General features: G+C 62.9%; 21 protein-coding genes. 5 read left to right on the top strand and 16 right to left on the bottom strand.

All coding sequences use genetic code 11. From position 1 onward, the window contains the following. Positions 1–29: 29 nt before the first annotated feature. Positions 30–2,408 carry a phosphoenolpyruvate synthase gene (gene ppsA / locus H3005_RS06940; RefSeq protein WP_089236005.1) on the top strand — a complete coding sequence of 793 codons (2,379 nt, stop codon included), beginning with the start codon at positions 30–32 and terminating at the stop codon, positions 2,406–2,408. A 151-nt stretch (positions 2,409–2,559) separates the two neighbouring features. Beyond that, positions 2,560–3,453, top strand: coding sequence for a mechanosensitive ion channel domain-containing protein (locus tag H3005_RS06945; RefSeq protein WP_100552868.1), 894 nt, complete (start codon positions 2,560–2,562; stop codon positions 3,451–3,453). 81 nt (positions 3,454–3,534) lie between these two features. On the opposite strand, the gene H3005_RS06950 is transcribed toward H3005_RS06945, so the two are convergent. The 4 genes from H3005_RS06950 to tadA all read right to left on the bottom strand — a co-directional run bounded on the left by H3005_RS06950 (position 3,535) and on the right by tadA (position 6,933). Beyond that, complete coding sequence (locus H3005_RS06950; RefSeq protein ID WP_100552869.1) at positions 3,535–4,650, bottom strand: alkene reductase; 1,116 nt, start codon at positions 4,648–4,650, stop codon at positions 3,535–3,537. Positions 4,651–4,774: 124 nt separating this feature from the next. Beyond that, positions 4,775–5,647 carry an EcsC family protein gene (locus tag H3005_RS06955; RefSeq protein WP_100554142.1) on the bottom strand — a complete coding sequence of 291 codons (873 nt, stop codon included), beginning with the start codon at positions 5,645–5,647 and terminating at the stop codon, positions 4,775–4,777. A 113-nt stretch (positions 5,648–5,760) separates the two neighbouring features. Further along, complete coding sequence (gene orn, locus H3005_RS06960) at positions 5,761–6,333, bottom strand: oligoribonuclease (protein WP_100460358.1); 573 nt, start codon at positions 6,331–6,333, stop codon at positions 5,761–5,763. 75 nt (positions 6,334–6,408) lie between these two features. Then, positions 6,409–6,933, bottom strand: a complete 525-nt coding sequence (gene tadA, locus H3005_RS06965) for a tRNA adenosine(34) deaminase TadA (protein ID WP_108266414.1) — start codon at positions 6,931–6,933, stop codon at positions 6,409–6,411. A gap of 158 nt (positions 6,934–7,091) precedes the next feature. On the opposite strand from tadA, the gene H3005_RS06970 reads away from it, so the two are divergent. Continuing rightward, the gene (locus tag H3005_RS06970; protein WP_100552871.1) at positions 7,092–7,529 is read left to right on the top strand and encodes an acetyltransferase; all 438 of its coding nucleotides are present in this window, start codon (positions 7,092–7,094) and stop codon (positions 7,527–7,529) included. Positions 7,530–7,559: 30 nt separating this feature from the next. On the opposite strand, the gene H3005_RS06975 is transcribed toward H3005_RS06970, so the two are convergent. Further along, positions 7,560–8,063, bottom strand: coding sequence for an N-acetyltransferase (locus H3005_RS06975; RefSeq protein WP_100554143.1), 504 nt, complete (start codon positions 8,061–8,063; stop codon positions 7,560–7,562). Between the two features lie 345 nt (positions 8,064–8,408). Here H3005_RS06975 and H3005_RS06980 point away from each other — a divergent pair, with 345 nt between their 5' ends. Together H3005_RS06980 and H3005_RS06985 are read left to right on the top strand one after the other, a co-directional pair. Continuing rightward, the gene (locus tag H3005_RS06980; RefSeq protein WP_100552872.1) at positions 8,409–9,062 is read left to right on the top strand and encodes a hypothetical protein; all 654 of its coding nucleotides are present in this window, start codon (positions 8,409–8,411) and stop codon (positions 9,060–9,062) included. Then, a complete protein-coding gene (locus H3005_RS06985) occupies positions 9,059–10,378 on the top strand; it encodes an XVIPCD domain-containing protein (RefSeq protein WP_100552873.1) in 1,320 nt (439 codons plus the stop codon). The genes H3005_RS06980 and H3005_RS06985 overlap by 4 nt, the downstream gene beginning before the upstream one ends. A gap of 60 nt (positions 10,379–10,438) precedes the next feature. On the opposite strand, the gene H3005_RS20910 is transcribed toward H3005_RS06985, so the two are convergent. From H3005_RS20910 to H3005_RS07040, 11 genes are all read right to left on the bottom strand, one after another. Beyond that, positions 10,439–11,821 carry a hypothetical protein gene (locus tag H3005_RS20910; RefSeq protein ID WP_223880110.1) on the bottom strand — a complete coding sequence of 461 codons (1,383 nt, stop codon included), beginning with the start codon at positions 11,819–11,821 and terminating at the stop codon, positions 10,439–10,441. A 95-nt stretch (positions 11,822–11,916) separates the two neighbouring features. Continuing rightward, positions 11,917–12,933, bottom strand: a complete 1,017-nt coding sequence (locus H3005_RS06995) for an XVIPCD domain-containing protein (protein WP_100552874.1) — start codon at positions 12,931–12,933, stop codon at positions 11,917–11,919. Positions 12,934–12,990: 57 nt separating this feature from the next. Next, positions 12,991–13,527 carry a hypothetical protein gene (locus tag H3005_RS07000; RefSeq protein ID WP_100552875.1) on the bottom strand — a complete coding sequence of 179 codons (537 nt, stop codon included), beginning with the start codon at positions 13,525–13,527 and terminating at the stop codon, positions 12,991–12,993. Positions 13,528–13,848: 321 nt separating this feature from the next. Next, positions 13,849–14,376 carry a DUF4189 domain-containing protein gene (locus H3005_RS07005; RefSeq protein ID WP_100552876.1) on the bottom strand — a complete coding sequence of 176 codons (528 nt, stop codon included), beginning with the start codon at positions 14,374–14,376 and terminating at the stop codon, positions 13,849–13,851. Positions 14,377–14,415: 39 nt separating this feature from the next. Continuing rightward, the gene (locus H3005_RS07010; protein WP_100552877.1) at positions 14,416–15,429 is read right to left on the bottom strand and encodes a hypothetical protein; all 1,014 of its coding nucleotides are present in this window, start codon (positions 15,427–15,429) and stop codon (positions 14,416–14,418) included. Positions 15,430–15,723: 294 nt separating this feature from the next. Continuing rightward, entirely contained in the window at positions 15,724–16,266 is a 543-nt protein-coding gene (locus H3005_RS07015) for a DUF4189 domain-containing protein (RefSeq protein ID WP_223880111.1), read from the bottom strand. A gap of 279 nt (positions 16,267–16,545) precedes the next feature. Further along, on the bottom strand, positions 16,546–17,055 hold the full coding sequence (locus H3005_RS07020; RefSeq protein WP_331273746.1) for a DUF4189 domain-containing protein: 510 nt from the start codon (positions 17,053–17,055) through the stop codon (positions 16,546–16,548). Between the two features lie 147 nt (positions 17,056–17,202). Further along, positions 17,203–17,865: a DUF4189 domain-containing protein gene (locus H3005_RS07025; protein ID WP_331273747.1), complete on the bottom strand. Its 663-nt coding sequence runs from the start codon at positions 17,863–17,865 to the stop codon at positions 17,203–17,205. Beyond that, entirely contained in the window at positions 17,762–18,922 is a 1,161-nt protein-coding gene (locus H3005_RS07030; protein WP_100552879.1) for a type IV secretion system protein, read from the bottom strand. Before H3005_RS07030 ends, H3005_RS07025 begins: the two co-directional genes overlap by 104 nt. A 78-nt stretch (positions 18,923–19,000) precedes the next feature. After that, the gene (locus H3005_RS07035; protein ID WP_133120084.1) at positions 19,001–19,807 is read right to left on the bottom strand and encodes a hypothetical protein; all 807 of its coding nucleotides are present in this window, start codon (positions 19,805–19,807) and stop codon (positions 19,001–19,003) included. A 23-nt stretch (positions 19,808–19,830) separates the two neighbouring features. Beyond that, positions 19,831–22,269: a VirB4 family type IV secretion/conjugal transfer ATPase gene (locus tag H3005_RS07040; protein WP_100552881.1), complete on the bottom strand. Its 2,439-nt coding sequence runs from the start codon at positions 22,267–22,269 to the stop codon at positions 19,831–19,833. Positions 22,270–22,345: the final 76 nt, after the last annotated feature.

Raw genomic sequence — 22,345 nt, forward strand, 5'->3', positions numbered from 1 at the left:
TCGGGCGATGGCCAAACGGAGCATCGCGCTTGAACGAGAACATCCTGTGGTTGCACGAACTGCGTCTGGCCGACCTGGCCCGCGTAGGCGGCAAGAATTCCTCGCTGGGCGAGATGATCGGCAACCTGGCCGGTCTGGGCGTCTCCGTTCCTGGAGGTTATGCGACCACGTCTGAAGCCTTCAAGGACTTCATCGCGCACAACGACCTGTCCAAGCGCATCTTCGACAAGCTGGCCACGCTGGACGTCGAGGACGTCACCGCGCTGACCGCGGCCGGCAAGGAAATCCGCAGCTGGGTGATCGATGCGCCGCTGCAGCCGCAGCTGGACCAGGACATCCGCAGCGCCTACGCCAAGCTGAGCGCCGACAACGGTGGCGGCGACGTGGCCGTAGCCGTGCGTTCTTCGGCCACCGCCGAAGATCTGCCCGATGCCTCCTTCGCCGGTCAGCAGGAAACCTTCCTCAACGTCACTGGTGCCGACGATGTCGTGCACAAGGTCAAGGAAGTGTTCGCCTCTCTGTACAACGACCGTGCCATCGCCTACCGCGTGCACCACGGCTTCAAGCACGAAGACGTGTTCCTGTCGGCGGGCGTGCAGCTGATGGTGCGTTCGGGCGTGGGTTCGTCCGGCGTGCTGTTCACCCTGGACACCGAATCCGGCTTCCGCGACGTGGTGTTCGTCACCTCCTCGTTCGGTCTGGGCGAAATGGTCGTGCAGGGCGCGGTCAACCCCGACGAGTTCTACGTCTACAAGCCCACCCTGCAGGCCGGCAAGCCGGCGATCCTGCGCCGTTCGCTCGGCAGCAAGGCGATCCGCATGGTGTATTCGGATGTCCCCGGCGAGCGCGTCAGGATCGAGGACACCCCGGCCGAACTGCGCACCACCTTCTCGATCAACGATGAAGACGTGGCCGAACTGTCGCGCCAGGCACTGACCATCGAAAAGCACTACGGCCGCCCGATGGATATCGAGTGGGCCAAGGACGGTGTCAGCGGCAAGCTGTTCATCGTGCAGGCGCGCCCGGAAACCGTGAAGTCGCGCAGCCATGCCACCCAGATCGAGCGTTTCGCGCTGACCGAAAAGGGTGGCAACGTTCTCGCCGAAGGCCGCGCCGTCGGCGCCAAGATCGGTGCTGGCGTGGCCCGCGTGGTGAAGACGCTGGAAGACATGAACCGCGTGCAGCCGGGCGACGTGCTGATCGCCGACATGACCGATCCCGATTGGGAGCCGGTGATGAAGCGCGCATCGGCGATCGTCACCAACCGCGGTGGCCGTACCTGCCACGCCGCGATCATCGCCCGCGAGCTGGGCGTGCCGGCCGTGGTCGGTTCGGGCAACGCGACCAAGGTCATTGAAGATGGCCAGCTGGTCACCGTCAGCTGCGCTGAAGGCGATACCGGCTTCATCTACGAAGGCAAGCTCGGTTTCGAGCGCACCACCACCGATCTGGGCAACATGCCGCCGGCACCGTTGAAGATCATGATGAACGTGGCCAACCCGGAACGTGCCTTCGACTTCGGCCAGCTGCCGAATGCCGGCATCGGCCTGGCTCGCCTGGAAATGATCATCGCCAGCCACATCGGCATCCACCCCAACGCGCTGCTGGAATACGACCGCCAGGACGCCGCGACGAAGAAGAAGATCGACGAGAAGATCGCCGGTTATTCCGATCCGGTCGGCTTCTACGTGGACCGTCTGGCCGAAGGCATCGCCACCCTCACTGCCTCGGTCGCACCGAATCCGGTGATCGTGCGCCTGTCGGACTTCAAGTCCAACGAGTACGCCAACCTGATCGGCGGCAGCGGCTACGAGCCGCACGAAGAGAACCCGATGATCGGCTTCCGCGGCGCCAGCCGTTACGTCGATCCGAGCTTCTCGGCTGCCTTCGCGCTGGAGTGCAAAGCCGTGCTGCGCGTGCGCAACGAGATGGGCCTGGACAACCTGTGGGTCATGATCCCGTTCGTGCGCACCCTGGAAGAAGGCCGCAAGGTCGTCGAGGTGCTCGAACAGAATGGCCTGAAGCAGGGCGAGAACGGCCTGAAGATCATCATGATGTGCGAAGTGCCGTCCAACGCACTGCTCGCCGATGAATTCCTGGAAATCTTCGACGGCTTCTCGATCGGCTCCAACGACCTGACCCAGCTGACCCTGGGCCTGGATCGCGACTCGTCGATCGTCGCGCACCTGTTCGATGAGCGGAACCCGGCGGTGAAGAAGCTGCTGTCGATGGCGATCAAGTCCGCACGTGCCAAGGGCAAGTACGTCGGCATCTGCGGCCAGGGCCCGTCCGATCATCCGGATCTGGCAGAGTGGTTGATGCAGGAAGGCATCGAGTCGGTGTCGCTGAACCCGGACACTGTGGTCGATACCTGGCTGCGTCTGGCCAAGTTGAAGGCCAAGGGTTGAGCCGTTGATGCTTGATGGCTGACGTCGCTTTCATCGACGTCGGCCCATACTGAAGTTGCACGCAAGCCCCGCCTTCGCGGGGCTTGCTGTTTCTGGCGTCCGCGCACGCCATGTTCCTGTCGTACATGTTCCCGTTGCAAAAGGAGTCCGCATGATCGCCGCTGCCCCACCCTCGCCCGCCACGACGTCCTGGTTCCATTCGCTCGACTGGGAGCGTCTGCTGGAAACCTACGGCGTGCCGTTGCTCGCTGCCATCGTCGTGTTTCTGGTCGGGATGTGGGTCGCACGCCGACTGTCCAATGCGATGCCGCGCGCGACCACGCGCATGGGCATGGACCCGATGCTGGGCAACTTCCTGCGCAACGTGGTGTACGCCACCTCGCTGGTGATCGTAGTGCTGCTGGCCATCGATACGCTCGGCGTAAGGATCACTCCGCTGCTGGCCGTGCTCGGCACCGCCGGTCTGGCCGTTGGCCTGGCACTGAAGGATTCGCTGTCGAACATTGCCTCGGGCGTGATGCTAGTGACCCTGCGCCCGTTCCGCGTGGGCGACGTGGTGACCATCGCCGGGCAGACCGGCACCGTGCGCGAAGTACGCATTTTCCAGACCGTGATCACCGGTGCCGACAACCAGCACACCACCATTCCGAACACGCTGATCACCGCCGCACCGATCATCAACCTTACGGCAGAGCCCACCCGCCGCGTCGAACTGGTGGTGGGCATCGGTTACGAAGACAACATCCAGCTGGCCCGCGATACCGCACTGGCGCTGATGAAGGCCGACCCGCGCGTGCTGCAGACGCCCGCACCGGACGTGGTGGTGTACGAGCTGGGTGCGCACGCGATCAACCTGGGCATCCGCTGCTACGTGAAATCGGCCGATCACTTCGGCACCAAGGTCACCCTGCTGGAGCAGATCAAGCTGGGCTACGACAAGGCCGGCATCAACATCCCGTATCCGCAGCAGGACATGCACCTGTACCTGCATGGCAAGGATGGCGGCGTGGTCGAGGCAGACGCACTGGTGCGCGACAGGCCCTGATCCATCCTGGTAGTGCCGACCAACGGTCGGCACCCACCCACCAGCATCGGTAGCGCCGGGCCATGCCCGGCGGACGCGGAGTCAGGCCTCCACGGCCTCTTCCAGCGTCGGATAATCGGTAAATCCGACCGAGCCACCACCGAAGTACGTCGCGCGATCCGGCGAATTCAACACCGCGCCGGTGCGCAGGCGCTCAGGCAGATCCGGGTTGGCGATGAACGGCCGGCCGAAGCCGATCAGGTCGGCCCAGCCTTCCGCCAGCGCCTGCCCGGCACGCTCCGCGGTGTACTTGCCGGCGTAGATCAACGTGCCCGGATAGATCATCCGCAGCGCCTGCTTGAACGCCACCGGCATCAACGGGGCATCCTCCCAGTCGGCCTCGGCGATGTGCAGGTATCCCACACCCAGCTCGCCCAGCAGGTGCGCGGCAGCCAGATAGGTCGCCTGCGGCGTGTCGTCCACCGCCCCCTGCAGCGTGGTCAACGGCGCCAGACGCACGCCGACACGCTCGCCGCCAGCGACATCGACCACCGCCTGCACCGCCTCGCGCAGAAAGCGCAGGCGATTCTGCAGCGCGCCGCCGTAGCCATCGGTACGCTGATTGGCCTGCGAGTCGATGAACTGGTTGATCAGGTAGCCGTTGGCACCGTGCAACTCAACGCCATCAAAGCCAGCGGCCAGTGCATTGCGGGTCGCCTGCGCATAGTCGGCCACGATGCCCGGGATCTCGTCCTCACCCAGCGCGCGCGGCATCGAGTGCTGGATCATCTCGCCCACGCCGGATTCCGGACCGGCGCCGGTGGGGTCGACAAAGACCTTCACCCCTTCGGCCAGCAGTGCCGAGGAAGAGACCGGCGCCGCGCCGTCCGGCTGCAGAGCAACATGGGACACCCGGCCTACATGCCAGAGCTGGGCATAGATGCGACCACCGGCCGCGTGCACGGCATCGGTGACCCTGCGCCAGCCCTGCACCTGCGCTTCGCTGTGGATGCCAGGGGTCCAGGCATAGCCCTGGCCCTGCGGGCTGATCTGGGTGCCTTCGCTGACGATCAGGCCGGCACCGGCACGCTGGGCGTAGTACTCGGCCATCTCTGCGGTGGCGACATTGCCGGCAGCCGCACGCGAGCGGGTCATCGGCGGCATCACGATGCGGTTGGGCAGCGTCAGCGCGCCCAGGCGGTGGGGGGTGAACAACATGGCGGCATTCTCTTGCGGGGGATTGCCGGCAAGGATGGGGATGGCGCTGCGCGCGCAACAGGCGCGTTCGTGCAAAACAGTTGTGCCGCCGAGGCAACGATGCCGCCTCCACGCATGGCGTGGATTACAACGTCGGCTCGATCAACACCCCGCCGTGCGCGATGCGGTCATAGCAGGTGCGCACCACTTCCTCGCCGTACTTCAGCTCCAGCCGGCGCACGATGAAATGGCCACGGGCCATGTCCTGGTAGTAGTCGGTGAACATGGTATTGAGCGTGGCGCCGGCTGCCGCACCGACGATCGGCACCGCCTGCGCGGCAAACTTCTCGGTGATCACCACACCGAAGCGCGCGGCGACCTTTTCCACCAGCTTGGCCAGCAGCTTGCCGGCTTCCTTCGGCGCCACGCCCAGGGTCAGGTCGCGTCCCGTCACCACGCGCCCGGCCAGTTCGGCCGACAGGTGGCGCATCACATCGGTGGTGAAGCCACGGGCCAGGTAGTAGCCGGTCTCGCTGGCATCGTCGCGCGGCGAATTGCCGCCCAGTGCGAACACCTCCAGGCAGGCCTGGCGGGTACTGAACTGCGATAGATCGAAGCCTTCGCTGCGGGCCACATCGGCCACCGCGCGCATCATGATCGTGGTCGACACTGGCAACTCGATGAACAGCGCGGCAAAGCCGAACGCACCACCAACCGCGCCCGACGTCGCCGCCGCCAGCTTGTGCCAACGTGTCGAGGCTCCCTTGCCAGGAGTGTTGTCCATGCTCCACAGCGCGGCCTGCACGGATTTGGACAACGCCGCCTGCACCGCGCCGTGGATGCGGTTGGACACCGAGGTGGGAAGCGCCTTCACCGCGAACTCCAGCGGCGTCCCGACCAGGTTGGCCATGCGTGCGGTGATCGTGGGTGCCTCGAGCAAGGCAACCGCCCGCTGCAGGTCAGACCAGTCGCCGGCGTCGTGGGCGATATCACGGGGCAGCAGGATGGGGTCATTCATGCGGCCGATCATAGCGCCGCGGAGTTGAACGCAGCGTAGTGCCGGCCGTTGGCCGGCAGCACCTGATCCTCACCTGCGCCGCAGGGTTGCCGGCCAGCGGCCGGCACTACCCATCAAGGGGTCGGCAGGCCCGACAGTGCGCCCATGAACTGGCGGTAGTGGCGCAGTTCGTTGATCGAATCGTGCACATCGCTCAGCGCGGTGTGGTTGCTGTTCTTGCCCACGCCAGCGGCCACGGTCGGCGCCCAGCGCTTGGCCAGTTCCTTCACCGTGGACACGTCCAGGTTTCGGTAGTGGAAGTACTTCTCCAGCCGCGGCATCTGCCGGTGCAGGAAGCGGCGGTCCTGGCAGATGGAGTTGCCCGACATCGGCGACACGCCGGCCGGAATCCACTGCGCCAGGAAGGCGACTGTCTGCGCTTCGGCCTGGCCGAGCGTCGTGGTGCTGTCGATGACACGCTGCCACAGGCCCGAACGACGATGCTGGTTGCGGTTCCACTCGTCCATCGCTTCCAGTGTTTCCAGCGGATGGTGGATGGCGAACTCCGGGCCCTCGGCCAGCACGTTGAGCTGGGCATCGGTGACCACGGTGGCGATCTCGATGATCGAATCGTTGTCGGTATCCAACCCGGTCATTTCCAGGTCGATCCAGATCAGTCGCTCGTTGGCCGCGCCGTTCTCTGCCATCGTGTCGCCTCGTTGCTGGGCAGGCACGAGGCCGGCCGGTAAAGGAAAGTGGCGGCCATCATACCCTTTCGCCACTCAGCCCTCGCCAGCGTGGTCCTCCAGCAGCAGCGGCGGCTTGCCGCGCTTGGCCCGGAAATAGTTGGTCAGGCGGTTGCTCGCCTCCTTGGCCAGCACGCCGGCATGGACCTCGACCCGGTGATTGTGGCGGGCATCACCGACCAGATCGAACACGCTGCCACAGGCACCCGTCTTGGGATCGCTGGCACCGTAGACCAGGCGCGCCACACGGGCATGCACGATCGCCATCGCGCACATCGCGCACGGCTCCAGGGTGACATACAGGGTGCTGCCGATCAGGCGGTGATTGGCCAGCATCCGCCCGCCCTCGCGCATGGCCACGATCTCGGCATGCGCACTGGGATCGTGCGAGGCAATGTTGAGGTTCCAGCCCTCGCCCAGCAGCTGACCGTCTGCGCCCACCAGCACCGCGCCGACCGGGATCTCGTCGAACTCACGCTGTGCGCGTTCGGCCAATGCCAACGCGTGACGCATCCAGTGCTCGTCGGCGTCGTGCACGGGCACGCCCAGGGTGTCGGTCATGGCGGTTCTCGAATTCGAACAGTTCAGCGCGACCGCAGTGTAGCGCAGGCCTCTGTGACCAAGTCGACAGCGCCTCGCAGGCCGCCTCCAAACGGCATCTTCCCTCCAGTTCCGGCCGCTATACTTGCGTGCACTTGCGAAGCACCTTGGACATGCCCATGACCACCCTGCGCCCTTCCCGCGCTACCGATGGCGACGCTCTCGTCGACCTCTGGCGCCGGGCCGTCGACGCCACCCATGACTTCCTCAGTGCCGAAGACCGCCAGGCCATCGACGCCGAAGTCGCCGGCTTCCTGCCGCACGCCCCGCTGGTCGTGGCAGTCGACGACCAAGACCGGCCGCAGGGTTTCATGCTGATCGACGGCTCGCACATGGAAGCGTTGTTCATCGATCCCGACGTGCGCGGAACCGGCATCGGCCGCCAGTTGCTGCTGCATGCGGTGGCCCGGCACCCGCAACTGACCACCGACGTCAATGCGCAGAATGCACAGGCTGTGGGCTTCTATCAGCGCATGGGTTTCACTGAAACCGGCCGCTCGCCGGTGGATTCGCAGGGTCGTCCATATCCCCTCATTCACCTTCGCCATCAAGGCTGACCGGCGCCCGGAGCGCCGGCCGTCCGCCGATCAACCGACCGCGTCGAACGCCGGCGAGTAACGTACCTCGCCCTGCGCCATCGGCGGCTGCAGGCACAGCGTCTGGAAGTATTCCGCCGGCACGCCCGGCAGCACCAGATCCGGCACGGCACGAAAACCAAAACGCCCGTAATAGCCTGGCTCGCCCAACAGCACGCAGCCCCGCGCGCCCTGCACGCGCAACGCCTCGATCGCGGCCCGCATCAATGCCGTGCCCACGCCATGTCCCTGCTGCTCCGGCAGCACCGAAATCGGCCCGAGCCCGAACCAGCCCTGGCTGCCGTCCTGCACACTGACCGGGGAAATCGCGACATGACCGACCAGTCGGCCGGCATCCTCCGCCACCAGCGAGATGCTCAACTCGCCACGCTCACGCAATGCATCGACGATGTGGTGTTCGGTGTGGCTGCTGTGCGGTGCGTTGCGGAAGGCCGCCTCGGTCAGCGAGTGGATTCCAGCAGTGTCTGCGGGCAGTTCAGGGCGGATGGAAAGCATCGTCGGCATGTCTTCGGAACGGATTGAGTAACTTGATCATCCCGGATCACCCCGCATCGAGGAAGCAACAGTCAGCGCCTGACGCCCGCTCTACACATGTGAAATCCGGATACGAATCACAGTTCGCCGCATCCAATCCAAGTTGATAGCGTCAAAATTTCGACTATTTCACTTTTTTGCCGCGAGAATCGCGCAATCTACCCCTCCCGGGTTCGGGATCGTGGTCACCAAGGAAAGGAGACATGCCGTGATTGCCCGTCTTTCCTCGCCAGCGCGGTGCGCATCTCCGTCGCCCGCTGCGTGCCCCTTCGCGAACGCGTTCACTCCCCCGACCGGAGGCTGACCGTGCGCCGCACGTCCCTCCCGTGTCTTGTCTTGCTTCTACTGATCGCCTGCAGCCCGGAGACCGCCATGAACCAGGAACTTGCTTCCGCCGAGTCCGATGTCGCCCAGGGAGGACGTGGCCTGGCCAAGCTAAACCCTTCACCGCGCAAGGCCTATGAGTTGGTACTGCGCCTGCAGAACCCGCCGGGCAGCTTTGCCGTGGTCGAAGGCGTTGCCCAGTACGACGTCAGCAACGAAGCGCAGTGCGGCTACATCGAGCCGGCCACCGGCGCTCCGGCACGCATCACCAGCCAGGAGCCGGTGACGCTGCGCAGGGTCACCGACAACGAGTACCGCGGCACCATCTACCTGGACCGCATGCTCGACGAGGACTACTACGGCCGCGGTGTCTGCCATTGGGCTTTCAGTGGTGCCGGTGCGATGTTGAAGGCGACCGGCGCCGACGGCGAGACCCGCTTCCTGTCTTTCATCGAGGCCGATCCGTTCGTCAAGGGCCAGAGCGAGACGCGCCATTATCCGCAGGGCGATTACCCGCGAGTGGCGGACCTGCCCGACTACGGCGCTACCGGCCAGAAGGACGCCAGCCGCTTCCGCCCGGAACTGCAGGACACGCTGTTCTCTGCCACGTTGACGGCCGATGAGGTGCAGCCGTGACCCTCGACAGCCAGGACTACGCCGCGCTGTCCAACGATGCCTACCGCGACCTGAAAGTCGGTCGCCGCGCCCCCGGGCAGGAAGAGCATGTAGCGCTCAACGGGCATGACTACAAAGTGCTCGAGCATGTCAGCAATCGCTTCAATGGCTATCAAGGCACGATCTATCAGCGCGTGGACACGCAGGAGATCGTGGTCTCCCATCGCGGCACCGAGCAGATCGCGCGCGATGGCCTTCTTGCCGACGGCGGCATGGTGGTCACCCGCTACAACGTGCAGGCCGCAGACGCGCTTGCACTGACCCAACGCGCCCTCGCCTACGCTGCCAAAGAAGGGCGCGACCTCGGCCAGGCGCCGGAGGTGACCGTCACCGGCCATTCGCTGGGCGGGGCGCTGGCCCAGATCAGCGCACACCACTACAACCTGAAAGGCGAGACCTTCAACGCCTATGGTGCGGCCAGTCTTGGCTACCGCATCCCCGAAGGCGGCACCAGCGTGGTCAACCACGTCATGGCTGCCGACCCGGTCAGTGCTGCCTCGCCGCACTTCGGCCAGGTGCGTGTTTACGCCACGCCCCGGGAGATCGACACGCTGGGTGATTGGGGCTTCAGCAACAGCCGTCTGCGCATCCTGATTCCCGACAGCGCACTGGGCGCGGCCGCCAATTCCTTCGGTTCACACAAGCTGGTCAATTTCCTCGGCGACGACTCGGTGCTGGGCAGGCCAGAGACACAGGCGTTGGCGCGCGACAACGTCAAGATGATCGACGAATACCGGGACAAGATGGAGCTGCTGCGCAGTGGCGTCACCACCGGTACGCGCGGCCTGCCGGGCGGAGTGAAGGATCTCTTCGACCATCTGCGCGGCCCGCTGGAACCGGGCGAACCCGCACGCCGCGAAGCGGAACGGCAGGGGCTCCCCCTCGGCATGCTGCGCATCGACGACGCCGGTCACGCTGGCAACCCCTTGTTCAACGACGCCCTGCGCGGCGTGCACGCACAGGACGCCCGCGTCGGCCGCATGCCCGATGGCATGAGCGCGCAGCTGGCAGGCTCCCTGGCTGCAGAGATGCATGCCGCCGGAGGACAGCGTATCGACGAGGTGCTGATGAGTGCCGACGCGTCACGCAGCTTCGCCCTGCAGGGCCAGGGCGGCGACCCCGGCCATCTGCGCGTGTCGGTCGACACTACCCGTGCGATGAACACGCCGCTTGAGCAGAGCAGCCTGCGTATCGACCAGCAGGCTGCCAGCCAGGCCTTGGCGCGCGAGCAGCAGCTGGAACAGGCCCAGACGACCCAGCGCAGCCTGCACGCCTGACGATTGCTGGAATGAAAACGGGAGCCGGCACTGCTGGCTCCCGTTGTTTTCTGCGGTCGATCAGGGGCTGGAAACCGCCGAGTTCGCCGTTGGCCCTGCCAGCACGTACGCATCCGGGCCGGAGTCCGGGAAACCGCCACAGGCCTTGTCACCCGGCGCTACGGGATCGCACGGCCACTGAGCGCGCGTCACGGTATCGCGCAACTCGAAGCGGGTGCCGTTCCAGACCACGAAGGCCAGGTGCTCACGGTTCCAGTCGCTGAAGCTGTGCGGACCGGTCTTCTGCGGCGATTCCGGGTACTGCACGAACCAGCGCATGGCCGGCCCGTACTGCAACTTGCTGTGGTCGAGGCTGACCTTGCCTTCGCCGGCGCGGTGACGGGCACGATCGGCCTCGGCGATCGACGGTGCCGCCGGCATTACCTTCGCAGTGATGTCCTGCGGCACGCCGTCGCTGCCAACCAGGTAAACGCGCTGGCGGACGTAGGCCTGCCCGCAATTGCCGGCTGCGAGCCGGACCGGATCTGCAGTGTTCTCGTTTGACAGCGCGCCATCGGCACAGTCGAACGGCGCCGAGACCAGGTAGGTGGTCGTCGACGCATCCGCACCTTCAAACGAGCGCACCCAGATGTCGCCCAGGCGGGCGATGAAGTCCGGGCGCTGACCCATGCCAGCCACAGCCTTGAACCATGCCTTCTGGCGCACCTCACGCTCGCGCCAGCTGCGCGGCAGGTGGATGTCCTGCTCAGGCAATGCCACCAGCAGCGCCGCCAGATGCGGCGGCAGCGTGCCCTGGCAGGCACCGATCATCAGATCGCCCTGCGGTGCCAGGCGCCCGGCCAGATCGACCGGGCAGCGCGCACCGAGCTGGCGCTCGGCGGCCTGGTCCGGTGCCAGCGGGATGATGGGTGGTGCAACTTGGGCTGGCGGTGGGACGGGTGCCATGGCCAGTGCGGTGCCGGGCACCTGTGCAGCGGCGGCAACGGGGGCCGGCACCTGCGTGGGAGCCGGCGGGGCTGCGACAGGGGCTGTTGCGACAGGCGCAGCATTGGTGGAAGCAACGTCGGCCGCTGGTACTGCCGGTGCTGGCGCGGCAGGTTCGGCGGCGACGGCTTCCGGAGCGACACCCGTCGCCGGTTCCGCCTGCGGTGCAGGTGCGGGCGGCATGGACGGCGAAGGTGCAGCAACCACGGCCGGCATCAGCTCGGGCGCTGCGACGGGAGCCGGTGCAGGAACAGCATCCGTTGCAGTGACAGCGGGCGTCTGCGCGTCCGCTGCGGCCACGATCGGTGCCGGCACAGCCTCCTCGACGGCGGGAGCCGCCGGAGCGTCCGGTGCCTGTTGTGCGTGGGCCATGGCGGCAGCCAGTCCCAGCGGCAAGAGCAACAGTGCCGAAGCGCGACCACGCTGGGCCACGTTGGAACGCAGGAAAGTGTTTCGCATGTTGTGTCCTTACAAAGAGATCCATGTAGGCACCCGAGGGTGCTCGGTGTCGTGCGATGGGCCCGCCGGTCTCCGACCTGCAGGCGGTGCCCAGATTACAGCGATCGCGGGCGGTTCTGCTCCTGCTCGCGGGTAACCGAAGCGGCCTGTTCCTGGCGGGAAGAGGCTTCGGCCGCCAACTGCTGGCTGCTCTGCTCCAACGGCAGCTGGGCGGCGGCCTCACGCTCCACCATCGAGCGCTGCATCGCCGGGTCCCCCATGGCGCCCTGCACCGCAAACAGTGCCCTGCCATCGGTACCGGCCACCACGTGGTCGATGCGACTCATGCCGGCCTTCTGCGCGCTCAGCGCCAGGGCGCCGGCCGTATTGTCCAGCTCCTGCTGGCTGCGCAGGCCGCTCTGCGGCCCCATCTGCTGTAGATGGCCGCGAGCGTCGGTGAACAGCCGGTTGCCGGCATGGGCCGGATCGGACATATCGCGCGGGCGCTCAGGCAGCTGTGCGCGCTCACCCACTTCGCCGCGGGCAAGCCGGTCCATCACGTCAGGGGTCAGCTTCTGCTGCCACGCCTCGAAACGCTTGAGCCGATCCTCCACCCCGTTGACGGCGCCGTTGATGGCGTAGGTCGCCTCGCGCACGTCCTCGCGCGCCTGCTCCGGCACACGGTTCTGCCATTGCCACACGGCGATGCGTCCTGCATGTTCCGGCTGCGACGCCAGCTCGGGTTGATTGACCAGGTCCAGGTCCAGCGCAGTGCCGGCGCGCTGGTAGCTTTCCTTGCCGGTCAGCGGCAGATAACCGCGCCCGTGGTACTTCAGCGCATCACCAGGCGCATCGTTGCCCATCCGGCCGCCATACATCAGCTCGGCCAGGTCATCCGGACGCCCTCGCAGGGCTTCCTGGCGCGCGGACTCCAGCGCCTCGGTGCCATTGCGCCACGCCGCTTCCACCGGGATCTGCGAGATGCCCCGGGTGTAGTTGAAGCTCTCGTTGAGCCGGCTCAAGCCGCGCGACTCGTGCCCTGCCTGAGCCATGAAATTGGCCAGTTCAAGGGGGGAGTCGATGCCGGCGTTGGTCGCCTGCCGCAGCAGTTGCGACTCTCTATCGGTCGACACAGTGCAACTCCTGGATGTTCATCAGCGCGGATTCCTTTCCGCCGGTTGGAGCTTGGCTCATGGAAGCGACACCTCGGCGACACTGGACGGGTCGAAGTCCTCGAACCGCACCCTGCCCAGTTCCGCCACCGAGAAGTCCCGGATGTTGGTCGCTTCGGTCTCGATATCCACGACCTTGCGTCTCACCCCATCCACCCAGCAGGACTTGTCCGCCGATGCATAGCGGAACCGGTACGTGCTGCTCCAGCGCTCGCGGCTGCCGCCGTTGGTGATCACGCTGAAGGTGTCTTCCTCAACCATTGCATACGCAAAAGGGTCACCGGCCAGGCCACCGCGGGTAGAACACGGCACAAGCTTGTCGTTGCGCGCGGCCAGCTGCCAGCGCCCGCGCCCGTCACCGCGCAGCAACAGCAGCACCCGGTTCGGTCCGTGCTGGCCGGGCACCAGCCCTTCCGGCGTCGGCTGGTCGATGACCAGCAACTGGTACTCGATGCCATCGCCGTTGAGCTCGCCCCTGACGGCTTCGAGCAGGTTCGCACCGGATGGAACAAATGCCAGGGCATCGTCCATGTGTGCGCCAAACCTGTCTTCCATCCCCTCCCACTCCTTCAATGTCGTCTTGCCGATGCCCGCCTCCCTGGCCGGTCGGAACGCGGTGTCCCGGCTCGCCCGCGCCTGCACAGATGCGGATCATAGCCCCGCGCACGGCGTGGCCGCGATAGTGGCAAGCGTCACCCGTCGGACGGGCGGACAGAGTCCTCATTGGACGGAAAAGCTCCTGCGTTCGGTGGCACTGGCGCGTCATTTTTATGACGCGCGGGGAGCTTACCGCGAGGAGCTTTGCCGCGTCGAAGGTCGGGAGAAGCGAAAAGCGGAATTGATCACATAAAAACTGGGCTTAACGTGAATGGTGCCCTACCTGATGAACAGATCCGCGGTGCAGGCCGTGTTGGCGATCCTGCATTGATCCTGTGGCATCTGCCGCCATGCAGCCTTCGCGCTGCATTGCTGCATCGCGACAATGACCGCACCCTGTTCGGACATGGCTGCGACGACGCTAGTGGTTTCAGTACCCAGCCCTGCGTGTGCGACCGCCACGCACTGCGCCTGGAACAGGGTCGCCAACGTGCATTCACCCTTGCCGAATTCCCTGCACTCCTTCATGGACGCGCGCTTGGCCTTGCCCCGCGAACGCATCGAGTTGCTGATGAACGTGTCGCCGCGGGCATCCATCGCCACGCCGCGCACGGTCTGCGCCCAGCTGGGGCGATTGCTGTACGGCGAGCCTGTGCTGCTCACGGGGATGGGCGCGCAACCCTGCACACCCTGGCCACCGATGGGATACATGCCCTGTGGGCAATTGCCTTCAGCCATTGCAGTAGAAGGCAGCGAGCCCGCAACCAGCAGCAGGCACGACAAGATAGCTTGGTGGATTCGCTTCATGGCTTCCCGGATTCCCGGCGGCTTGGCCTGTAGCCACGATCAGCGCAACTGCTGCGCGCACGTGGCCCCTTGAGTGGCGTAGTCACGGACGTAGCCGTCCATCGTCAGCACCGTGATATCGCAGCGGTTGTTCACGTCACTGACGACATGCCCGTATACGTTCAACCCCTGAACGCGTTCGCCACGATGCAGGTACAAGGTGCGCGAACCATCGGTCCCATTCTCCACACGGTCCGGCGTGCCCCATGTCCGCACGAACTCCTGCTCGGTCTTGCCGATCCACATGTCCATCAGATTGTTGCGGCCCACGCGGTTGGCTGCGCGAAGCGACTCATCCAGAACGCGGCTGGTCTCCTTCTGGCCACGCGCCAGATTCGCTTCCAGACTGCGCTCAGCCCGGTCCATTTCGGCGTCGGTCGGCCGATAGGTGAACGCTGGGCGCGTGCCATCCTTCCACAGATTGCCCCATATGAAATTCGCAGGTGACTGGCCGACGTCACCGATGGGCAGGAAGCCGCGCTTCATCATTTCCGCCGGCACTTTCGCCTTGGGGTCAGGCCCGACGAGGCAGGCAAAACGCACCAGTTGCACCTGCCAAGGCTCGACTGCCTCGCTGGTCGGATCGAATCTCTCCGGTGGGACATCCTCGATCGCACGGTCGCGCCATTGCACCAGACTCATCTTCATAGCCACGGTGTTACGCGCACAGTTCACCGAGTACTTCCTGATCAGCCGATTCGGCTTGATCGCGTTCTCGTAAACCGTATTGACCTGGATCTCGTACACCGGATCCGGGCCAGCGAGGGGCTCACCAGGCTTCGGCGGTTTCTTGCGGCGCAATTGCTTCAAGTACGCGTTCTGCTCTTCCGGCGTGGCACGCTGCAGAAAACCGACCAGGTCCGCGCGGCTGCTGAGCGTTTGTGCATCGACTACCCACGCTTCACGGTTGGGCATGTCGCCACCGGCGTAAATGACCCAGCTGTCGGCGGCGTGTGCTGACGAAGCCAGCGCCAGAGCGCCGACCAGCATCACTACACGAAAGGGATTCTGCATGATTCGTTCCTTCGAATGGCATGGAGACTTACGACCGCTCCGACAAGCGCAGCGCAAGCCCGCAACTTGTCCAAGCCACTACGATACCGTGCGTTGCATCAGCAACGTATCGGATTTTTCCTACGAATCACACTGATGCGTGGCCCATGTGTCGACGAAAAAATTCATCAACCAGCGTCTAGCAGGACACACCACTCAAATTATCTGCGACCGAAGACATCCCTCTCGCAGGCAAGAATGCACTTCATTTTTCGCGCAGATACGATGGCGCAGGCGCGTTCCGCTCGACGTGAATCAGAATGACTTGAAAAGGGGTTCGGTGCAGTCGGTATAACGAATTACACACGCCCCGCCGCCTCTGGAAGCGCAATACTTCAATACTTCAGCGGAAGCAACTTCCTTTGAAGGCCCAGCAGATATGGAAATGCGGCCATTGCTTCCCTTTTCTGGATCCGCGTAAGCAACACACTGGTTCTTGTATGTAATAGCTGTCGAGCAGTCAGTGGCGCCGTATGTTGCGCAGCGACCCCGCGCCTCCTTCTCCGCCTCTGACTTGGAGCGTTTTCCAACCGACGCGCCCATGCTGCCTGTAGCGTCCGACATGGAAATTGCCCCCCAAGTCTTGATCCATCGCCCATTAGGGCGCAAATCACCACCGCCGCTTCCAGCATTCGGAATCGGCGCGCAGCCCTGCACACCCTGTCCACCGATGGGATATTGACCAGCAGGACAGCCACCTTCAGCAAAGGCAGCATGCGAGGCACCGAGAAGAAACAAGGTAAATAGTGCCTTCGCCTTCATGTGACCCTCACCCATCAGACCGACAAGACAGGTCATTGATCTTGATCATCTAGATGCAGAATCCAGCATTCGGAGGAGCGACCCATACTGACTGCAAACCAACCAAGACCGACCAATTGATTCTGCAAGATGCTCGAGAGAAGTTCGGGCAAGCGCGCTGAGGATCATCGACAGCTTTGAGGCTCGCTTATTCAGGGAAACAATAATCCGAAATATTGACGACAAAGGGGGAGGCACAATCACCTCCATCCGACCATCCCTACAGCCTGGCGACGCATCGAAAACCATCAACCTACCCTTACCAAGGCATACTTCTCAATAAGAGTGAAAAAGTGGCTCCGTGCAATCGCTGTACAGAACTTCACACTGGTTTTCGTTACGAGCTGCGCAGAGCTTTAGCACTTCAGTCGAAGCAACTTCCTTTGTTGGCCCCCTCACGGCAGAAACTCGCCCCCCCGCGCTGCTCTTTTTCGGATATGCATATGCAACACACTGATTCTTATAGGCGATCAAAGCCGTACAGTCGCTAGCGCCGTAGGTAGTACAGCGATCCTTTGCTTCCTTCTCTGCTTCTGCTTTGGTTCGCTTCCCAACAGATGCCCCCATGGCACCCGTAGCGTCAGACTGGTAGATCGCTCCCCAGGTCTTAATCCAACGACCGTTCGGTTGCAGATCACCACCACCACCTCCTCCCGGAATCGGGGCGCAGCCTTGAACACCCTGCCCTCCAACTGGATACTGCCCAGCCGGACACCCTCCCTCTGCGTAGGCTGCACAGGACAAAGCGAGAAGAGAGAGAGTAAGGAGTGCCTTCATCTTCTTCATACAATTTTCATCGTCAAGCAAATTAAGGCCGCGGAGGCCGGCTTCCTGAGAAGTGACCGGTCTGCGCGCACTGCTCGGCGAAGCGCGATCTTGCCAACACTCTCGCCGAATACGCCGGAAGATACGAATTGGGACTTAGCAGCCAGCTCAATAGCTATGAAATGTTGGCTCAGTACAATCAGAGTAAGACACTGCACACGCGTCGCTTGCGCCACCACCTTGTTTACAGGCTTGTGTCGCTCGCTCAACGGCAAGCTCTTTGGTCGCTGCGGTCGAATAATACACCCCCCCCCTTCTTCCCCCTGCAGGAGCGGCAGCAGCGACACACTGATTCTTGTATGAAAAATTCTCGCCGCAGTCTTTCGCGCCGTATGTGGAGCATCGCGCTTTCGCTTCCGCAAATGCTGCGGCCTTGGATTTTTGTCCTACCGAAGTTCCCACATCAAGAGTCGAAGGCGAAATTGAAATTGCGCCCCACGTCTTGGTCCAGCGGCCATTCGGGCGCAAATCGCCTCCGCCGCTCCCAGCACTTGGTATCGGCGCGCAGCCCTGAACACCTTGCCCACCGATCGGGTACTGCCCAGCTGGACAGCCCCCTTCTGCAAAGGCAACAGATCCGCCGGCAAAGAAGACAGCAAGAGTGAGTGTGAACTTGACCAATGCTTGCATGCTGCTCGACTCCATATTCCTATGCCTACAACCTTGATCACTGCCCGCCGGAGTAGGCTCCACGGAGGCCACTGTCCTGCTTGCTAGGGCCAGTTTGCTGGGGAGTGACAACCCTCCCCATACCGAGATTAGCGTTAGCATCTCGAGATCCACTGTCCGCCTCACCCTTAGACGGAGCCGACGGCGTATAGGTACCCGCCGGTCTACCATCCGAACTCGGCGCACCGGCGGCACCGCCGCCTATCTGCGAATATGCCATGAAGGTACCCAGTGTGCCCTGGAAGAACATCGCGGCCATTGGGGGCGCAGTCAGGATCAAGGTGGTGAGAATCAGCCCCATACCGCCCTGTTGCATGGCCTGGCTGGTCATGCCGTCGGCCAGTGCGCCGTCAAGCAGATACTTGTCCACCAACGCTGTCGCCCAGAACGAACCTGCAACGCGGATGACCATGTCCAGCGCGATCGACACCATCGCTGCCAGAACCGCCATCGAGAACATCGTTCCGATTCCGTAGAACAACCATCGCTGGAACAACTGCTTGGTCTGCTCGAACAGTAGGCAAAGAATGAACAGTGGTCCCAAGCCGATGAACAGTGCCATCGCGATCTGGTACAGCAGCAACATCGCGCCCGCGGTAATCGCTGGACCACCGGTACCCAATCCGATGAAGATCTGCGCCTGGGTTTTCTGACCCTGCAGGCTTTCGTCCTTCAGCACCTGGATCGCGTCGATGCTGGACAGGGCGACCTGCATCCAGGCAAGGGATTGGTCGATCTGCTTTTCCGGCGGGTCGTCCTTACCGGTCACCACGTGGGAGATCAGCCCCTTCACATCCTTGTTGAGGAAGTCCTGCACGTTCTGACCGAACATCGCCATGGTAGTGGCCACGCTGACGATCAGCGCGGCACGCGCCATATTGGTAACCAGCACCATCATTGAATCTCGGCTGCGCCCTGTGACGATGCGGAATCCCTGGATCAGCACCCACAGCGTCATGAGGGTGAGAGCCATGAAGCCAACCCACTTCATCATGTTGCCCAGCAGCTTGATGCCAAAGTCATTGATACGGTCCTGGAGGAACTCCAGGATCAGCCGGAAGAACATGAAGTCGCCGATTGATTGGATGCGTACGGCATATCCAAGCAACTCGTGCAGGCCTCCCGAGAAGTCAAAGCTGGCAATCAGCGCGATGTTCATTTCCACAATCCTTTGGCGATTCCACTTGCCTCCGACCGGACACCCTGCCCGGCCGGTGCTTCATAGGTCCAGCTGCGATCAATCAATGCTCAAGGCGGTCTTGAGCGCAGCCGTGCGCACCAGATCGCTCGCAAGCTTCTTCGTAGGATCTCCCTTCAGTGCGGCCTGAGCGACCACGTTCTGATTGGTTTCCATCACTGCGATGTAGGCGTCGTACGCCTGCATGCGCCCCACCCATTGTTGGGACAGTGCCTGAATCTGATTACCCAGGCGCTTGGCATCACTGTCGGCCGCCTGCACGTTGCCGCTCTGGTTGCTCTGCCTGCGCGCCATGAAGTTCGCGTACATGGCCTTCTCAATTTCTTCGGACGTAGTCGTCATGAAATCGATCGAATCATTGAACTTCCGGTTCTGCATCATGCGGATGTTCACGCAGATCTGCTTCTGCTGCTGTTTGATATCTGCGGTCGGCTTGAAGCCCACCGCATCGACAAGATTGGTCAGGCTAAGTCCCGTCGCGTCCTGGCCACACGTCTCTGCCACCAGATAATTGTCCTTCACACGCTTCAGCTCCTGCGCCTTCGGCATGTTCATCATAAAACTCATAGCACTGAACAGCGAGCGCGCGTCATCAATCTGCTGTTTGACTTCATCCCAGCGTGTCTTTTCTTTGGCGTATTCATTAATCTGATCCAGCCAAGTGTATAAATCCTGCAAGATCGAGGTGTAGTCGATCACCGGCATGCCTGCGTTGGCATTTTGTGCGCTGACCAGCAGTGCACCAGAAAGGACAAATGCACCAAGACGCGAGCGGCGCGGACCGCGGCCAGTACCACGAGCCTTCTTCGGGTTATTCATTTCAATCTCCGTGTTCGAAACAGTCATCTTCGAATTCCCTGCTACCGCAATCACGCGGCGTCCGAGCGGGCAGCCTTGCCCGAGCCCTTTCGATTCTTGTAGAAATCTTCAAGCCACTGTTCCGGCGTCAATTCATCCACCGTCACCCGTGCGCGTACCGCAGCTGTCTGCAATACGCGGTGCATGATGTCGATGTTGTCGGTGGACGCCGAGATCACCGACAGAATGTCATCCATACCGCGCAGGTTGAGCTGACATACGCTGGAAGCGTGACCCTGCTTGACCAGGAAACAGCGCGAGCGCTCATCCAAGGCGGTGACCACCTTGAACTCGGCCTCGGTCAGCTTCAGGCCTTCCATGTAGTCGCTCTTGCTGGCATTGGGATTGGGCAGCAGAATCAGCGTTGCGGTCTGTTCGATCAGTGCCGCCGAGATGTCGCTCTTCAGCGCGTCTTCCGGGCTCTGCGTCGCGAAGATGCCCAGGCCATTCTGCTTACGGATGGTCTTCTGCTTGTTCTTGGCGAATTCCTTCAGGCCACCCTCGCCGTCCAGGATCTTCCAGAATTCGTCCATCACATAGATCAGCGGGCGACCGTCGATCAGCGACTCCAGGCGGTGCAGCAGGTAGTTGATGACCGGCACACGCACTTCGGGGTTGTCGATGATGTCGGTGTAATCGAAACCGATGATGTTGGCCTTGCTCAGGTCCACGGTATCCACCGGGTTATCGAACACCCAGCCCAGCGAATTGCCCGAGGTCCAGCGGCGCATGCGCGCGTACAAGCCGTCGTCACCCATGTTGGGCAGGCTCTTCTGGAAATTGGTCATGCTGCGCAGGTGCATTGGCGTGTCGAGCATGCTCTCGACCGCGCGATAGATATCCTCCTCTTCGCGGGAGCTGTACTCACGCTTGCCTGCCAGCACCTTGATCAGGTCTGCCAGAAACTGCACATTGCCTTCGTTGTTCTCACACTGGAACGGGTTGAAGCCGGTTGGCGCACCGTTCTCCAGCGCCAGATAGTTGCCGCCGCAGGCGCGCACGAAAATCTCCGCACCGCGGTCCTTGTCGAAGAAGAAGATCGTGGGCGACGGTTCGTACTTCTGCACCTGGCTGAGCAGGAAGTTGATCAGGGCGGTCTTACCGGTACCGGACTTGCCGATCACCATGGTGTTGGCGATCGCCTTTTCACCCAGCGAGTTTTCCGACGGGTGGGTGGCATGGAAGTTGAAGTAGTACGGCTGGCCGTTGGTCGTCTGCAGCGTAGTGACGCAGTCTCCCCAGGGGTTGTTGTGCTGCTTGCCGGTGGCGAAATTGTGCAGCGGCGACAAGCCGAGGAAATTCAGGGAGCTGACATTGGCAATTCGCGTACGGAAGCGCCAGTTGGCCGGGATCTGAGAGTAGAACGACGAGGTGACCGCAAGGTCTTCCTTGGTGGAGACGAAGCCGGCATTGGACAGTTCAGCGCGGGTCGTTGCCACGTTCTGCGACAGCTTTGCCTGACTGTCGCCGTAGACCGCCATGATGAAGTGGTACTCGCCCAGCACGAAGTTGCCAGAGGACAACTGATCCATCGCCTGATCGAGCTCGACGATCTGGCTGACGGCCTTGTCGCCGGAGGAGATCATCATGCCCTTGGTACGGTCCAGCACCTTCAGTGCATCTTGGCGCCCCATCGGGCTGAAAGAATGGGTAATGACGTACTCGTAATCCAGGTACTTCAGGCCGTTCAGGATGCCGGGGTAGGTCCCCTCGGCGTATTCCTTGATATTGAGGATTGCGCCGAAGTGATTGGCACCGTTGGGCGTGTTGATCACAAAATCGCCGGTCTTGGCCGAGAACATATGCCGGCTGACTGGCAGATAGTCCTTCACAGGCGCCGACAGCACCGGTACCGGCTCATCGATGCGGTTGATCAGGTAACCGAACAGCTCCAGCGTCTCAGAGAACACCACGCCATTCTTGGCCTCGTACATGCCCAGGCGGTAAGGCGCATAGTCGCGGATGACCGCCTCGACGTTGCCAGCCAGCTCCATCAATTTTTCGACCGCCTGCTCCTGCTCGGCGCGCAGCCTGTCCACATTCGCGGACTTTTCCACGAAGCGCTTACCGGCCACCACCGGACGATAGATCATCGTCAGGTAAAGCTCGTTCTGCATGATGCGCTGCGAGGACAACATGCCCATGTACTGATCGGACACATCCTGGTTGAAGCGCTGTTTGAATTGGCTCTTGCCCTTGAGCGTGCGGCGACGGCGGATGTCATGCACCCAGAAGGCGACATTGACGAAATCCGGCGCGCGCAGCGTCTGCAGCAGACGATTGAAAGTGTTGTGGCGATGCTCCAGCTCCCATTCCTCGCGACCGACGAACGGCAGCCCTTCCAGATGCCAGGTCAGCAGGTAGTCGCCGCCCGTGGTCTTCACCACGTTCGGGGCTACATGCGATGACAGGGGAACAAATTCGCTGATGGAGGTATCTGGGCTGAACATGCGACTGCTTCCAATGGGGTACTGCCGACAAAAATTCGGAGTGGCTGCGGCGGGCAACTGCTTCCCGCCGCGGCCG

The sequence above is a fragment of the Stenotrophomonas sp. Br8 genome, from assembly GCF_014763005.1.
Classification (GTDB): domain Bacteria; phylum Pseudomonadota; class Gammaproteobacteria; order Xanthomonadales; family Xanthomonadaceae; genus Stenotrophomonas; species Stenotrophomonas lactitubi.

Excerpts from the sequence above, each read along its gene's own strand:
- H3005_RS06945 (WP_100552868.1), top strand. The coding sequence starts at position 2,560 with ATGATCGCCGCTGCCCCACCCTCGCCCGCCACGACGTCCTGGTTCCAT.
- H3005_RS06950 (WP_100552869.1), bottom strand. The coding sequence starts at position 4,650 with ATGTTGTTCACCCCCCACCGCCTGGGCGCGCTGACGCTGCCCAACCGC.
- H3005_RS06955 (WP_100554142.1), bottom strand. The coding sequence starts at position 5,647 with ATGAATGACCCCATCCTGCTGCCCCGTGATATCGCCCACGACGCCGGC.
- orn (WP_100460358.1), bottom strand. The coding sequence starts at position 6,333 with ATGGCAGAGAACGGCGCGGCCAACGAGCGACTGATCTGGATCGACCTG.
- tadA (WP_108266414.1), bottom strand. The coding sequence starts at position 6,933 with ATGACCGACACCCTGGGCGTGCCCGTGCACGACGCCGACGAGCACTGG.
- H3005_RS06970 (WP_100552871.1), top strand. The coding sequence starts at position 7,092 with ATGACCACCCTGCGCCCTTCCCGCGCTACCGATGGCGACGCTCTCGTC.
- H3005_RS06975 (WP_100554143.1), bottom strand. The coding sequence starts at position 8,063 with ATGCTTTCCATCCGCCCTGAACTGCCCGCAGACACTGCTGGAATCCAC.
- H3005_RS20910 (WP_223880110.1), bottom strand. The coding sequence starts at position 11,821 with ATGCGAAACACTTTCCTGCGTTCCAACGTGGCCCAGCGTGGTCGCGCT.
- H3005_RS07000 (WP_100552875.1), bottom strand. The coding sequence starts at position 13,527 with ATGGAAGACAGGTTTGGCGCACACATGGACGATGCCCTGGCATTTGTT.
- H3005_RS07005 (WP_100552876.1), bottom strand. The coding sequence starts at position 14,376 with ATGAAGCGAATCCACCAAGCTATCTTGTCGTGCCTGCTGCTGGTTGCG.
- H3005_RS07010 (WP_100552877.1), bottom strand. The coding sequence starts at position 15,429 with ATGCAGAATCCCTTTCGTGTAGTGATGCTGGTCGGCGCTCTGGCGCTG.
- H3005_RS07015 (WP_223880111.1), bottom strand. The coding sequence starts at position 16,266 with ATGACCTGTCTTGTCGGTCTGATGGGTGAGGGTCACATGAAGGCGAAG.
- H3005_RS07020 (WP_331273746.1), bottom strand. The coding sequence starts at position 17,055 with ATGAAGAAGATGAAGGCACTCCTTACTCTCTCTCTTCTCGCTTTGTCC.
- H3005_RS07025 (WP_331273747.1), bottom strand. The coding sequence starts at position 17,865 with ATGCTAACGCTAATCTCGGTATGGGGAGGGTTGTCACTCCCCAGCAAA.
- H3005_RS07030 (WP_100552879.1), bottom strand. The coding sequence starts at position 18,922 with ATGAACATCGCGCTGATTGCCAGCTTTGACTTCTCGGGAGGCCTGCAC.
- H3005_RS07035 (WP_133120084.1), bottom strand. The coding sequence starts at position 19,807 with ATGACTGTTTCGAACACGGAGATTGAAATGAATAACCCGAAGAAGGCT.
- H3005_RS07040 (WP_100552881.1), bottom strand. The coding sequence starts at position 22,269 with ATGTTCAGCCCAGATACCTCCATCAGCGAATTTGTTCCCCTGTCATCG.